This window comes from Hydrophilobacter chitinilyticus, assembly GCF_049860745.1.
Lineage (GTDB): Bacteria > Pseudomonadota > Gammaproteobacteria > Burkholderiales > Burkholderiaceae_C > Rhodoferax_B.
Genome location: NZ_CP187561.1, coordinates 4,124,123 through 4,137,999, shown reverse-complemented (window position 1 = coordinate 4,137,999; position 13,877 = coordinate 4,124,123). Strand labels below are relative to the sequence as shown.

General features: G+C 63.4%; 10 protein-coding genes. 6 read left to right on the top strand and 4 right to left on the bottom strand.

The genetic code is table 11. From position 1 onward, the window contains the following. The first annotated feature begins 83 nt into the window (after positions 1–83). The 4 genes from ACPWMG_RS18345 (at position 84) to ACPWMG_RS18330 (ending at position 8,104) form a co-directional block, all read left to right on the top strand. A complete protein-coding gene (locus ACPWMG_RS18345) occupies positions 84–1,886 on the top strand; it encodes a cyclic nucleotide-binding and patatin-like phospholipase domain-containing protein (protein WP_483300921.1) in 1,803 nt (600 codons plus the stop codon). After that, positions 1,874–5,728 (top strand): non-ribosomal peptide synthetase, encoded by a 3,855-nt coding sequence (locus ACPWMG_RS18340; protein ID WP_483300920.1) that lies wholly within the window; start codon positions 1,874–1,876, stop codon positions 5,726–5,728. The genes ACPWMG_RS18345 and ACPWMG_RS18340 overlap by 13 nt, the downstream gene beginning before the upstream one ends. A gap of 33 nt (positions 5,729–5,761) precedes the next feature. After that, a complete protein-coding gene (locus tag ACPWMG_RS18335) occupies positions 5,762–6,451 on the top strand; it encodes a TVP38/TMEM64 family protein (protein WP_483300919.1) in 690 nt (229 codons plus the stop codon). A gap of 339 nt (positions 6,452–6,790) precedes the next feature. Continuing rightward, positions 6,791–8,104 (top strand): GNAT family N-acetyltransferase, encoded by a 1,314-nt coding sequence (locus ACPWMG_RS18330; RefSeq protein WP_483300918.1) that lies wholly within the window; start codon positions 6,791–6,793, stop codon positions 8,102–8,104. 78 nt (positions 8,105–8,182) lie between these two features. Here the strand turns inward: ACPWMG_RS18330 and ACPWMG_RS18325 are convergent, their stop codons facing one another. Genes ACPWMG_RS18325 through ACPWMG_RS18310 form a run of 4 tightly spaced genes read right to left on the bottom strand, consistent with a single transcriptional unit; the run spans position 8,183 to position 12,310 of the window. Then, on the bottom strand, positions 8,183–9,286 hold the full coding sequence (locus ACPWMG_RS18325) for a VWA domain-containing protein (protein WP_483300917.1): 1,104 nt from the start codon (positions 9,284–9,286) through the stop codon (positions 8,183–8,185). Between the two features lie 39 nt (positions 9,287–9,325). Further along, entirely contained in the window at positions 9,326–10,303 is a 978-nt protein-coding gene (locus tag ACPWMG_RS18320; RefSeq protein WP_483300916.1) for a DUF58 domain-containing protein, read from the bottom strand. Then, on the bottom strand, positions 10,284–11,294 hold the full coding sequence (locus ACPWMG_RS18315; protein ID WP_483300915.1) for an AAA family ATPase: 1,011 nt from the start codon (positions 11,292–11,294) through the stop codon (positions 10,284–10,286). Before ACPWMG_RS18315 ends, ACPWMG_RS18320 begins: the two co-directional genes overlap by 20 nt. A 38-nt stretch (positions 11,295–11,332) precedes the next feature. Beyond that, positions 11,333–12,310, bottom strand: coding sequence for a S1C family serine protease (locus ACPWMG_RS18310; RefSeq protein ID WP_483300914.1), 978 nt, complete (start codon positions 12,308–12,310; stop codon positions 11,333–11,335). A 151-nt stretch (positions 12,311–12,461) separates the two neighbouring features. Between ACPWMG_RS18310 and ACPWMG_RS18305 the strand changes: the two genes are divergently transcribed. Together ACPWMG_RS18305 and ACPWMG_RS18300 are read left to right on the top strand one after the other, a co-directional pair. Next, positions 12,462–13,331, top strand: coding sequence for a TatD family hydrolase (locus ACPWMG_RS18305; RefSeq protein WP_483300913.1), 870 nt, complete (start codon positions 12,462–12,464; stop codon positions 13,329–13,331). Positions 13,332–13,339: 8 nt separating this feature from the next. Beyond that, positions 13,340–13,870 carry a DNA-deoxyinosine glycosylase gene (locus tag ACPWMG_RS18300; RefSeq protein WP_483300912.1) on the top strand — a complete coding sequence of 177 codons (531 nt, stop codon included), beginning with the start codon at positions 13,340–13,342 and terminating at the stop codon, positions 13,868–13,870. Positions 13,871–13,877: the final 7 nt, after the last annotated feature.

Sequence of the window (13,877 nt, the reverse complement as noted above, 5' to 3'; positions counted from 1 at the left end):
ATGAATTGACACCATCAGATTAGCCCCACGCACCACGGGGGCGCTAAGTGCGGTCGCAGAGTACTTCTGAAAAGAGGGATCGAATGGTCGGACAGACGAAGTTTCGCGCTCGGGTTCTACAGGTTCTGAGGGACAGCCGCGTATTCGGCAATCTCGACGACCGCCTGCTGCAAGACCTGGCCGGGGTGCTCGAGCTGCAAGAAGTCAGCGGCGGCAGCCCGGTGGTGCGTGAAGGCGACACCGCCGACAGCATGTTCTTTGTGGTCAGCGGCCGCCTGCGGGCCTCGCGCCGTTTGGCCGACGGCAAGCTGCTGCTCTACAACGAAATCCGCGTGGGTGAAAGCGTGGGCGAAGTCGGCTTGATCTTGCGCCAGCCACGCACCGCTGATGTGATCGCCGTGCGCGACTCTGCGGTTGCGGTGCTCAACCGCGCCGACTTTGAAGCCCTGGTGCTGCGCCACCCGCTGGAGTTGAACCGGGTTTTCTCTCAAGCTATTTTTGACCACCTGCGCCACACCGCCCAAGTGGCGCATCGCCAGCAGGCGCAGTCGTTTGTGGTGGTGCCGCTGCATGAAGGGGCCGGTGCCGACGAATTGGCGCGGGGCTTGGCCGCCGCGCTGGCGAAGGTCGGGCGTGTGCACCACCTCACGCCGGCGGGCGAGCACGAACGCCAGGCGCGCCAGGCCGACGCCGAACACAGCCACGACCGTTTTGATGAACTCGAAGAAGACTTCGATTTCCTGGTCTACGAGGCCGACCCGATTCCTACCGCTTGGACGCGCCGCGCGTTTCGCCAGGCCGACCAGGTGATTTTTGTCGCCGCAACGGATTCTTCGCAGGAGCCTGGGCCGCTCGAACAGCAACTGGTCAGCGAGCCGGGCTACGCCATGAAGCGTAAACACTTGGTGGTGCTGTATCCGTCGCAAACCTACCGGCCGCAGTCGGTCGGCATATGGCGTGTGGGGCGCGAGCTGGAGCGGGTGTATCCCGTACGCCGCCAGAACGTGGACGACTACGCACGCCTGGGCCGCTTTCTGCGCGGCGAGGCGGTGGGCGTGGTGCTGGGCGGCGGCGGTGCGCGCGGCTTTGCGCACCTGGGTGTCTTGCGCGCCTTGCACGAGGCGAAGATGCCGATTGACCTGATTGGCGGCAACAGCATGGGCGCGCTGATCGGCGCGCAATACGCGTGCGACCTGAGCCTGGAAGACATCCGCGAGCAGACCCAAAAGTTTGCAGCTGGTGGCGAGCGGTTGACCTTGCCGCTGATCTCGTTGGTCTCCGGCCGGCGCGTGCAGCGCGACCTGCGCGAGATGTTTGGCTCCACCGAAGTGGACGGCCTGTGGCGCCCGTATTTTGCGGCCGCCTGCAACCTCACCAAGGGCAGCACCACGGTGCAGGAAACCGGCCCGTTGTGGCGCGCGGTGTTGGCCAGCAACTCGCCGGCGGGGCTGTTTCCGCCCGTGCTGCATGAAGGCGATTTGTTGGTGGATGGCGCCATTCTGGAAAACGTGCCGGTCGAGGCCATGCGCATGCGCCTGGGTACGCCGCTGGAAAAGCGCCGGGGCAACGGCACCATCATCGCCATTGATGTGGATGCACGCGAAGAAATGCGCGTAGACCCGCTGTTGCAGCGCTTGTCGGTGCGCAGTACCTTGCGCGGTTACTTTGCCAAAGGTGGGGGCAGCACGCCGGGTATTGGCCAGATTCTTTACCAGGCCGGCCACGTCGGCGGCTTGAACCAGCGAGCCAACACCATTGCCCAGGCCGACCACTACTTGGAGCCACCGGTGTCCGAGTTTTCATTGATGGCCTATCGCCGAGCGCAGGAGATTGCCGATGTGGGCTATCGCTATGCCGTGGAGACGATGGCCAAATGGAAGAAATAGTCTCCTATGCGCCGGCGGCAAAGCCACAGGCCGACGAGGCGCTCAAGCTCTCGTTGAGCCAACGAGAGGTTTGGCTCGACCAACTGACCTGGTCGGGCAGCGCGCACCTCAACATCGGCGGTGGTGCATTTCTGGTGGGGCCGTTGCAGTTGCCGCTGTTCCACGCGTCGCTGGCGCGCTTGGTGCAGGAGAACGAGGCTTTGCGCCTGGTGCCTCGAACCGACGGCAGCCAGCGTCTGTTGAGCCAGCCAGTGCTGAACCTCACCACCGTGGATTTGAGCGCCGCCGCCAACCCGCGCGAAGCCATGCGCGCCTGGTGGCAACAGAAAATTGCCGAGCCCTTTTTGTTTGACGGCACACCGCCGTGGCGCTTCATCTTGCTGCGTGGCGGTGATGAGCTGCACGGCCTGACCATCCAGTTCCACCACTTGATCATGGACGGCTGGGGCACGGCGCAAGTGATGCGCCGCTGGAGTGACATCTACAACGCCTTGCTGGCCGGACGCGAACCCGAGCCTTTGCACAGCCCGAGCTACGTGCAGTTCATTGAAGAGTCGAACCACTACCGTGATTCCGCTGCCTTTGCGCGCGACGCCAGCTACTGGCAAGCCCAGTTGCCCGCGCTGCCTCCACCGCTGATCGAGCGCCGTTATGCCGAGACGCAGCAACGCGAGTTGCCGCTGGCGCAACTGGCCACCTACCGCGTGCCGCGCGCCGAGTACGACCAGTTGTTGGCGCAGTCTGCGCAGAACGGCAGCACCGCCTTCAACTACTTTCTGGCGGCGTTGATCCTGTACTTTTCGCGCATTAGCGGGCGTGACGACATTGTGGTGGGCGTGCCCAGCCTGAACAGAGGCGGGCGGCGCTATACCGACACCCTGGGCATGTTCGTCAGTGTGATTCCCACGCGGGTGCGCGTGGAGCCCGGCATGACGATTGCGGTGCTGCTGCAACGCGTCAGCGCCGCTGTGCGTGCAGCCTTGCGCCACCCGCGTTATCCGCTGAGCGAAATGGGCCGCACCCTGGAGCTGGCGCGCAACCGTCGCGATGCCTTGTTCGATGTGTTGCTGTCGTTCGAGCGCCAAGACTATGCCGTGAACTTTGGCTCGGCGGTACTCACCGAATCGAGCCAACTGTTCTCGGGCCGCTCGCGCTTTCCTCTGGGCATTACGGTATGTGAATTCCATGAAGACGAAGACGTGGAACTGGCGTTGGAGGCCAGCGCGGCTTGTTTCTCTGATGGCGAAGTGGACCTCCTGGGCCGCCGCATCTGGCATCTGGTCACCCTGGCCATGCGTGCGCCGCAAACCTTGATCGAAGACGCCGAGTTGTTGCCCCCCGAAGAAACCTGGGTGCTGATCGACGGCCTGCACAAAGACGTGGCGCGGCATGCGGTGGCCATGCCTTTCATCAGCTTGTTTGAACGGCACGCCGCCTTGCGTCCCGAATCGGTGGCCTTGGTGTGGGACGGCGGGCGCATGGACTACGGCGCACTGGATCTTGCCGCCACCCGTTTGGCGCGGCGCCTGCGCGCGTTGGGCGCCGGGCCGGATCGCGTCGTCGCCATGGCACTGGAGCGCTCGGCCGCCATGGTGGTGGCGGTGATGGCGATTGCCAAAGCCGGTGCCGCATTTTTGCCGCTGGACCCGCAAGCCCCGGTGGCCCGCCTGGCCAGTATTCTGGAAGAGGCCGAGGCGATTGCCCTGTTGCTGGATGCGCCTGGGTTGGAGCCTTTTGCAGCGTTGCACAAGACCATCATGGCGGTGGACTGGCCAGCTTTGCTGGCAGAAGAAGATGCGGCTGAACCAGAGGCCTTGCCAGCGCCGGGCGCCACCGATTTGGCCTACGTGTTGTTCACCTCGGGTTCCACCGGCAGGCCCAAAGGCGTGATGATTGAACACGCCACGTTGGCGCGCCGCCTGGGATGGTTGTCGCGTGCCTATGCGGTGGATTGGCGTGACCGCTCGGCCCAGGCCACGCAAATCACCTTCGACCCTTCGCTCATCGAACTGCTGCTGCCGCTGATCCACGGCGCGAGTGTGGCGTTGCCGCCGCCCGGGCGCTTGTTGCCCGAGGCGATTGCCGACTTTGCCGAACACCATGGCGTGACCATCATGGCATTTGTGCCGTCGACCATGAGCCGTTTTCTCGACACCGCGGGCCACCGGCCGGGCCTTAAACTGCGCGTGGCTTGCTGCGGCGGCGAGGTGTTGTCGCCCGAGCTGGCCACGCGCTTTTTGCAGGAGACCGGCGCACGTCTCTACAACGTGTACGGCCCCACCGAGACCGCCATCTTCGCCACCGCCTGGGAGTGCGAGAACCACCGCACCGACGTGGCGCTACCGATTGGCCGCCCCATTGACGATACACGCATTTATGTGCTCGACGACAAACTGCGCGCCATGCCCATGGGCGCGGTGGGCGAGATCTTCATCGGTGGCGAAGCCATTGCACGCGGCTACCTGAAGCGCCCCGAGCTTGATGCTGAAGTTTTCCTGCCCGACCCTTACCGCCCGGGCCGGCGCATGTACCGCACGGGCGACCGTGGCTGGCTGGGCAGCGACGGCAACCTGCACTTCATGGGCCGCCTAGACCGGCAGGTGAAACTGCGTGGCTACCGCGTGGAGCTGGGCGAGATTGAATCCGCCTTGTCGGCGGTGCCGGGTGTGCTGCAAGCCGCCGCCCAGCTGGTACAACGCAACGGCAAGCCCGCCATTCATGCCTGGGTGGCGATGGCTGAGGCGCAAACCCCCGAGTGGTTGCAGCGTGCGCTGCGCGTGCGCCTGCCCGACTACATGGTGCCCGCGGGCATCACGGTGATGCCGCAGTTGCCCACCAGCCAGGTCGGCAAGATCAGTTATGACGCGCTGCCCGACCCCGGCTTGAATGCCCGCACAGGCCTGGCGCGCGCGCCCAGCCGCCGCTACGAGCCTGAACTGCTGCAGTTGTGGCAAGAGGCCTTGGGGGCCGAGTCGCTGAGTGTGGACGACAACTTCTTCGATCTGGGCGGCGATTCACTCTCCGCCGTCACCTTGCTCACCGGTATCGAAAAACTGGTGGGCCGCAAGGTGCCGCTGTACCTGATCACCGAGCACCCCACCATTGAACGCCTGGCCAAAGCGCTGACCAGCAACGCCGGCCCGCCGGGCATGATGGTCAACCTGGGGGCGAACTCGGGCCGTGTGCCATTGTTCTTGGCCGCATCAGGCCACGGCGATTTGCTGCGCTTTCAAAACCTGGCGCGCGCGCTCGGCAACGCGTGTGACCTTTACATGCTGCAGCCCCCGTTTGACGGCGGCATCAACCGCATCGACGACTTGGCCAACCAATACGCCGACTGCATCCAGTCCGCCGGGCGCGAGCCGGGTTACCTGGCAGGGTTTTCAGTGGGCGGTGTCGCCGCATTGGAAACCGCGCGGGTGCTGAAGGAGCGCGGCATCCCGGTGCGCGGCCTGGTGTTGATCGACACCACTTACCCGGTGTCGATGGTCGGCGGCACGGGCTTCTGGCGCCTTTCGGGCTGGCTGGTGCGGCGCCTGCACGTGCAGGAACTCAGCATGAACGGCCGACGTCTGGGCGCCATGTTCAACGACCCCGGCTTGGTGAGCCAGGTGATGGCCTTGAATGGCTACCGGCCCACGCCCTACGAAGGGGCGACCTTGCTGATCAAGTCGTCGGGCTTGTCGAGTTGGGGGCGATGGTTGTTCCACCCTTGGCGGCGCGTCGTGCCTGCGGGGCTCATTGAACAGCAGATCCCCGGTCTGCATGGCTCCATTTTTGAAGCCGGCAACGTGCATGAGCTGGCGGCCGCGCTGAGCCGCGAGTTCAGTGCTGTCGCTTAGAGTAGCGGTCTTTGACCCCATGATGACTCTTTCATGACCGAACCTGATCACACTGCCTGGCGTTGGCGCCTGGTGCTGTTTGTTGCCGTGTTGCTGTTGCTGGTGGGCTTGGCCAGTGCCTGGAGTTGGTCGCCCATGCGCGACTGGTTGAACCTGGAAAACATCGTGGGCCAGTTGCGCGCATTGGGGGCCACCTATGGGCTCGTGGCGGGCATTGCCGCGTTTGCGGTGGCGGTCACTCTGGCCGTGCCGTTGACCTTTTTGACGGTGGTGACATTGGTGGCGCTGGGGCCGTTGCAAGGCGCAATATGCACGCTGATTGGCGCCATGCTCGGGGCGGCTGCCAGCTACGGCGTGGGGCGTGCGCTTGGGCGCGAAGTGTTGGAACGGCTGGGCGGGCCACGCGTGAATGCGGTCAGCCAGCGGTTGGCGCAGCAGGGCTTGTGGGCGGTGATTGTGGTGCGGGTGGTGCCGGTGGCACCGTTTGCCATCGTCAACATGGTGGCCGGGTCGACGCGCATCAGCCTGCGCGACATGCTGCTGGGCACCTTGATCGGCATGTCGCCGGGTACGCTGGTGATGGCTTTGTTTGTGGATCAGATCGTGGAGGCCATGCGCCGTCCCAGCGCCGCCACGTTTGGCATCTTGTTGCTAACGGTGTTATTGATTGTGGCGGGGGCCGTGGGGGTTCGGTATTGGTTGCGCCGCAATCGCCAACCCTAAACGCGCGGAGGTGATGCAGATTCGTTTCACCATGTCACACGCAGACGGTTGAGGAAGCATTTTCAAACTGGTAAACAGTCCCTATTCGTTTTTCGCGCCCTAGAATCGCGCCGTGCACAGCGTTGACTGACCCCAGGCGTTGTGAGTGATGGCCATTAGAAAATCAGTTGAGTAGGGGAGACGCCTTGAAGCACATAACCAACGCCACAGCCTCAGAGCTGGGGGCCTGAAATGAGCACCCCCCGTGCGAAACCCGCCAGAGCGTGGATTCATAAAAACATACGCCGGGCCATATCCGCATTACCCAAGGCGATCCGGTTTCGTGTTTTCCGCTCCTTTGTGCATTGCGATCTCAAGCCCGATCCGCGCCTGGTATTGAAGATTGCGCAAACGCGCGACGAACTAGAGGCCTGTTTTCGGCTGCTGCACGACGCCTATGTGGGACAAGGCTACATGCTGCCCGACCCGTCAGGCCTGCGCGTGACGCTCTACCACGCGCTGCCCACCACCACCACACTGTGCGCGCTGTACGACGGTGAAGTCGTGGGCACCATCAGCCTGATCCGGCAAAGTGCGTTTGGCTTTCCGATGCAGGCGGTGTTCGACCTCGAATCGGTGAAAGAGCGCAAGGGCAAGATCGCCGAAGTTTCTGCCCTGGCGGTGCACCCGAAGTTCCGCCACAGCGGCGGCGCGGTGTTGTTCCCGCTGATGAAGTTCATGTACGAGTACTGCACCTCGTACTTCGACACCCACCACGTGGTGATTGCCGTGAATCCCAAGCAGATCGACCTGTACGAAGCGCTGCTGCTGTTCGAGCGCTTGCCAGCGCCCACGGTGGCCAAATACGATTTCGTCAACGGCGCGCCGGCCGTGGGCGCGTCCATCGACCTGATGGCCGTGCCGCGCCGTTTGCGCAATTTGTACGTGGGCAAGAGCCCCACCAAAAACCTGTACCACTACTTTGTGCGGGCGCAGATCAAGAACATCCAGTTGCCCAAGCGCCGCTACTACACCACCAACCACCCGGTGATGACACCGGCCATGCTGGACTACTTTTTCAACCAGCGTACCCACGTGTTCAGCCAGATGACCGAACGCGAGAAGGTCAAGCTCGACGCCATCTACGATTTGCCGGCCTACAAGCAGGTTTTGCCCCATGTCTCGGCCGAGCTGCGCGACGCCACGGCACTGCGGCGGCATCGCCGTTTCACGCTTAAGGTGCGTGGCAGTTTGCGCATTGTGATCAACGGGCGAGAGGTCAACGTCAAACTGCAGTTGGTCGAGTTGTCGGAAATTGGCTTTCAGGCGCGCGCCAAGGTAGCCGTGCCGCTGAACCTGTGGGCCGATGTGAGCATTCGGCTTGGCGCGGAAGAAAACTCGCGTATGAAAGTGATCGCCGTGCGGGGCGACGAGAGTGGCGAGTACCACCGCTATGCGTTCAACGTGCATGAACCCGACTTGGCGTGGCGCAAGTTCACCAGTGCGCTGATGGCCGGCAGCACCTTTGGCGACCTGGACGACGCCAGCCGCTTTCTGGACGACAACGAGTACAAGCAAACCATTCGGGGTGATGAACAGAATTACCACGACCACCTGATGCCGGCGTGGCGTGATACCGATGACCTGGGGCTACTCGGCCGGAATAACAACTAGCACCCCCCAGGCTTGCCCACTGCGTGTGGCCGCCAACCCCCTTACATGGGGCAAGGGTGTTCCGAACAGTTTGGGTGGCTACAAAATCCGATTGAACCAGAGCAGGGACAGGCCGGCGGAGAGGATGGAGAGGGCTGCGGCCACCATGGCCAAGAGGGCGGAGACTTCGGTTTCCTTTTTCTCGACGGTGAGGCGTGAGCTCAGGGTCTGGTAGACGGTCTTCAAGTTCTCTGCGGTGCCGGCGTAGAAGTATTCACCTTGGGTGCGGGTGGCAACGGCTTTCAGGGTTTCTTCGTCCAGGCGCACGCGCATGGACCAGCCTTCAAAACCAATGGTTTCGCCGTCTACCGTGCCAATGCCGACGGTGTAGACGCGCACGCCGCGGTCGGCAGCGAGCTTGGCGGCTTCAAGCGTGTCCACACCGGTAGTGCGTTGGCCGTCTGTTAGCAAAATGATAGCTGCTGACGTATAGGAGCCGGGCGCTACGGGCACAAAAGGCTTGGCCGCTTCTTTATCCTTGTTGTTGCCCGTCGGGTCTAGCGCTTCGCCGCGCGGCTTTTCGCGGCCGTAGGTCATGGTGGCCAGGTCGATGCCCGCGTTAGGAAACAGCTCGGCTACCGACACCACAATCGCGCTGCCGATGGCGGTGGCGCGTTGCAACTGAAAGCGGTCAATGGCGGCCACCAGGTCTTCGCGGCTCAAGGTGGGCGGCTGCACCACCTGGGCCGAACCGGCAAATGCCACAATGCCTACGCGTACCGAGCGCGGCAGGTCAGCAATAAAAGCCTTGGCCGCGTTTTGCGCGGCGACCAGGCGGTTAGGCTGCACATCGGTGGCGCGCATGCTGCCCGACACGTCCATCGCCAGGATGATGGTTTCTTGCTGCGAGGGCAAGGTGACCACGGCCATGGGGCGCGCGGTGGCGATCAACATGGCCGCAATGGCCAGCAGAAACAGCGCCGGGGGAATGTGCCGCCGCACACTCTGGCTGCGGCCCATGGCGTCGCGCACGATAGACAAACTGGCGTAACGCAAGGCGGTCTTCTTCTTGCGCCGCAGCAGCCACACGTAGAGCAAGATCAGCAACGGCAACGCCAGCAGCATCCACAGAAACTGCGGCCAGAGAAAGTTGACCGGAATCTGGTTAATGAACTTGTTCAGGGCCTGTTCTAGTTCAGCCATATTTTTGCTCCCTATGCTCCCTGTTCATTAAGCCCACCACTAAGCCGCTTGTGCTCGGTGGTGGCTCATGGGGGTGACGCCCGCTGCACCCGCCAGCACGCGGCTGCGCTGGCGGCGCAGGTCCGTGAAGCGCATCACGGCAGAGACCAGGTCGCCATCGGTTGACAGTTCCAGCGTGTCCACGCCCGCCTGGCCCAGCGCTTCGCGCAGGTCGGCCTCGCGCTGTGCGGCAATGCGTGCAAAGCGGCGGCGAAAACCGGCGTCCGAGGTGTCGACCAGCAACTGCTGGCCGGTCTCGGCGTCCATGATGGGCACCAGGCCGAGGTCGGGCAGTTCCAACTCCAGCGGGTCGAGCAGGCGCACGGCCACCACCTCGTGGCGCTGAGCCAGTTGGCCCAACGGTTTTTCCCAGCCCGGCTCGCTGATGAAGTCCGACACCACAAACACGGTGGAGCGCCGGCGCACCACGTTGCCTGCCGCCGACAACAAATCTTGCAGCCGCGTGATGGAGCCGCTGCTCTTGCCCTCTGGCCGTTCGCGCATGGATTTCAACAGGTGCAGCACGTGGGCACGTCCGCTGCGTGGCGGCAGCACGGTGTCCACACCCGAGCCAAACAACATGGCGCCCACGCGGTTGCCGTGGCGGGTGATCAGTTGCGCCAACACCGCCACAAAGGAGGCCGCCACTTCACGCTTGAAGCGGTCGCCTGAACCAAAGTCCACCGAGGGGCTGAGGTCCAGCAGAAACCAGGCCGCCATTTCGCGGTCTTCGGTGAACACGCGCACGTGCGGGATTTGCTGGCGCGCGGTGACGTTCCAGTCGATGTGGCGCACGTCGTCATGGTGCTGGTACTCGCGCAGGTCGGCCAGGTCCATGCCTACACCGCGCATCAGCGTGCGGTAGTCGCCTTGCAGCAGGCCGTCCAGGCGGCGAATCACCGTCCACTGCAGGCGGCGCAGCAGCACCTCTGCCGATTCGGCAGGTTCCACAGAACGGCTAGGCTGCAAGTTTTTCATGTTCGAGCGGCTTGGCTGGCGCAGGGACTTTGGCCATGATCTTGCCGACCAGAGCGTCGGCGGTCAGGCCTTCAGACAGCGCCTCGTAAGTGAGCGACAAGCGGTGCCGCAGCACGTCCAGCGCCACATCGCTCAAGTCTTCGGGTAGCGCGTAAGTGCGCCCGCGTAGCATGGCCAGGGCACGTGCACCTTCCACCAAATTGATGGTGGCGCGTGGGCTGGCGCCGTAGGTGATGAAGCGGGCGATGTCTTTGAGCCCATGGTCGTCCGGCCGGCGTGTGGCCGACACCAGGCGCACGGCATATTGCATCAGCGACGGGTCTACATACACGCGGCGGCACTCGGCTTGCAGCGCGGCCAGTTGCACGGTGGTGGCCACGGGCTGCACCTGCACGGGTGCGCCGGTCACGCGTTGCACGATGACGAATTCTTCCTCGTCGGTGGGGTAGTCCACCAACACTTTCATCATGAACCGGTCCACCTGCGCTTCGGGCAGCGGGTAGGTGCCTTCGGTCTCGATCGGGTTTTGCGTGGCCATCACCAAGAAGGGTGAGGGCACTTTGTGCGTTTCACCCGCAATCGTCACCTGGCGTTCCTGCATCACCTCCAGCAGCGCGCTCTGTACCTTGGCGGGCGCGCGGTTGATTTCGTCGGCCAGCAGCAGGTTGGTGAACACCGGCCCAAGGGATGTGCTGAACTCGCCCGTCTTCTGGTTGTAGATGCGTGTGCCCACCAGGTCGGCTGGCACCAGGTCGGGGGTGAACTGGATGCGCTTGAACTCACCCTGGATGGTGTTGGCCAGCGTTTTCACCGTCAGCGTTTTGGCCAGCCCCGGCACACCTTCCACCAGCAAATGGCCCTGCGCCAACATGGCCACCATCACCCGCTCCAAGAAGCGGTCTTGCCCCACCACCACGCGTTTGACTTCGTAGAGGATCTGCTCCATCAGTTGGGCGGTGTCGCTGTGGTCTGTGCTGGCATTCGTTGTCATAGGGCTTCCTTTGGTCTCAGAAATAAGAATTCAGGGAATCAAAACGGGTGCAAACCCACGGCCGAGGCTGCGTTTTCAATCGGCACGGCAAAGCCAATGCCGATGAAGGTGCGCTGCTGCGTGGGGTTCAAAATGGCAGTGACGATGCCCACCACCTCGCCATCCATGGTGACCAGCGGCCCGCCCGAATTGCCGGGGTTGGCTGCCGCGTCAAACTGGATCAGATTGGTCATTTCTTGTTTGCCCTCTGGCGACTTAAAGCTGCGCTTCAGCCCCGAGATCACGCCCGATGAAACCGATGGGCCAATGCCGAACGGAAAGCCCACGGCCACCACCTGATCGCCTGGAGCGAGGTCGCCCGTGGAGCGCATGGTGGCGGCGATCATGTCGTCTGGAATGCGCTTGGCCTGCAGTACAGCCAGATCGTTTTCGGGTTGCAGGCCAGTGACATAGGCTTCAGATTCCAAGCCGTCAAAGAACGTCACCTTGATGCTTTGCGCGCCTTGCACCACGTGCAGATTGGTCAGGATGATGCCCTTGTCGACGATCACCACCCCGGTGCCCACGCCGTACTCCACGTCGGCCTTGCCGCTTTTTCCCTTGATATAGCCGTTCACCCGCACCACCGCCGGGCGAATGGCTTCGGCCGCTTTGGCCGCTTGAGACGGTAGTACCTGCGTATCAAGCGTGTGCAGCACGGCGGCGTCGATCTGCTTTTGCGTGAGCGGCCGAGCGCCCGGGCGCATTTGAAAGCTGACGCTGGCCACCAATGCACAGCCGAGCAGCAGCATGGTCAGCCACATCATCTGCATTTGCCGCTGGGCCAGCCAACGCTTTGCACGGGCGCGGCGGGTGACGGGCGCGCTGATCGGGACGGGGGAAGACGTGGCGCTGGCCGCAGGCTCGGATGCCGCCGCTCGCTCGGCAGGCTGTGCAGCTGCCGTGCTGGTATCAGGAGCCGCTGCCGCGCTGGGCGTGGGGCGGCTGGAACTGCTGTAGAGGGCTGGCCTGCGCATCCGATCACCTGTGATTGGTTGGTTGCTGAAGGGGCAAAAAATGCCGCGCTCGACTTCACATTACCACGCTTTTCAATCGACTGCATGCATTCGTTGTGCCAACCACGGTGCGGTGCGAGAAGCGCCCGTACAGCCTGTACAGTGCAGCCCCATGTGGATCGATACACACTGCCATCTCGACGCGCCTGAATTTGGCGAAAACCATGCGCTGGCGCGCACCCTGCGTGCGCAGGCTGCTACCAAAGACGTAGCGATCTGCGTGATTCCGGCGGTAGAGGTGGTCAACTTCGACACCGTGCGCCAACTGGCCCACAGCACTGGTGACGCCTACGCGCTGGGCATTCACCCGCTGTTTGTGCCGCGAGCACAGGAGTCCGACTTGGTGCAGCTGGATGCTGCACTCACCCGCTGGCGCGACGACCCGCGTTTGGTCGCCATTGGCGAAATCGGCCTTGACCTGTTTGTGCCCGCCTTGACCGAGCCCGCGATGCTGGAACGCCAACAATACTTTTACCGCGAACAACTGAAGCTGGCGCGCCGCCACGGTCTGCCGGTGATCCTGCACGTGCGCCGCAGTGCCGACCAACTGCTAAAGCACTTGCGCCAGGTTCGGCCGTTGGCCGGGGCTGCATCAGGCCAGGCCTGGCACGGCATTGCGCACGCCTTCAACGGCAGCGCGCAGCAGGCCCAGGCATTTCTTGACCTGGGCTTCAAGCTCGGCTTTGGCGGTGCCATGACCTTTGAGCCTGCGCGCCAGTTGCGCCGCTTGGCGGCCGAGTTGCCGCTGGACGCCATCGTGCTGGAGACCGACGCCCCCGACATCCCGCCGCATTGGCTCTACACCACCGCCGCCGAGCGCTCTGAGGGCAAGCCCCAGGGCATCAACTCGCCGGACGAGATTCCGCGCATTGGCGAGGTGCTGGCCGAATTGCGTGGCCTGCCCGTGGCTGAGGTGGCTGCGGCCACCAGCCGCAACGCCGTGGCCGCCTTGCCCAAGCTGCAAGGGCTGGTGAAACCATGAGTGAGGCCATGAAAGAAGCGATGACTATGGGCGAGCGTCTTCAGGGCCTGCCCGCGCTGGTGGCGCCCAACACCCAGCTTGTGGTGCTGGGTAGCTTTCCGGGCGCGGCCTCGTTGGCGGCGCAGCAGTATTACGCGCACCCGCAAAACCAGTTCTGGCGCATTTTGGCGACGCTGTTTCAGGCCGATGTGGAGCAGGTTCGCACCGGCAGCTACGCTTTCAAAACCGCCTGGCTGCTGGGCCAGGGGGTGGGCGTGTGGGACGTGTACGCCAGTTGCGAGCGCGAAGGCAGCCTGGACGCGAAGATCCGCAATCCGGTGGTCAACGACTTCGCAGCTTTACGCCAGCGTTGCACGGGGCTCACGGCCGTGGCGCACAATGGCGCCGAGAGTTTTCGCCATGCCCATCACCTGCAGGCTTTTGGCTTGCCGGTCTACAAGTTGCCGTCGACCAGCCCGGCCAATGCCTCTTGGTCGTTCGAGCGCAAGTTGGACGCATGGCGCAGCGCATTTTTGCAACACGGATTGATTCCTTCCTAAAACTTAT

What these genes read in the sequence shown, in the direction of transcription:
- ACPWMG_RS18345 (WP_483300921.1), top strand. Translation starts at nt 84, where the DNA reads ATGGTCGGACAGACGAAGTTTCGCGCTCGGGTTCTACAGGTTCTGAGG.
- ACPWMG_RS18340 (WP_483300920.1), top strand. Translation starts at nt 1,874, where the DNA reads ATGGAAGAAATAGTCTCCTATGCGCCGGCGGCAAAGCCACAGGCCGAC.
- ACPWMG_RS18335 (WP_483300919.1), top strand. Translation starts at nt 5,762, where the DNA reads ATGACCGAACCTGATCACACTGCCTGGCGTTGGCGCCTGGTGCTGTTT.
- ACPWMG_RS18325 (WP_483300917.1), bottom strand. Translation starts at nt 9,286, where the DNA reads ATGGCTGAACTAGAACAGGCCCTGAACAAGTTCATTAACCAGATTCCG.
- ACPWMG_RS18320 (WP_483300916.1), bottom strand. Translation starts at nt 10,303, where the DNA reads ATGAAAAACTTGCAGCCTAGCCGTTCTGTGGAACCTGCCGAATCGGCA.
- ACPWMG_RS18315 (WP_483300915.1), bottom strand. Translation starts at nt 11,294, where the DNA reads ATGACAACGAATGCCAGCACAGACCACAGCGACACCGCCCAACTGATG.
- ACPWMG_RS18310 (WP_483300914.1), bottom strand. Translation starts at nt 12,310, where the DNA reads ATGCGCAGGCCAGCCCTCTACAGCAGTTCCAGCCGCCCCACGCCCAGC.
- ACPWMG_RS18305 (WP_483300913.1), top strand. Translation starts at nt 12,462, where the DNA reads ATGTGGATCGATACACACTGCCATCTCGACGCGCCTGAATTTGGCGAA.
- ACPWMG_RS18300 (WP_483300912.1), top strand. Translation starts at nt 13,340, where the DNA reads ATGAAAGAAGCGATGACTATGGGCGAGCGTCTTCAGGGCCTGCCCGCG.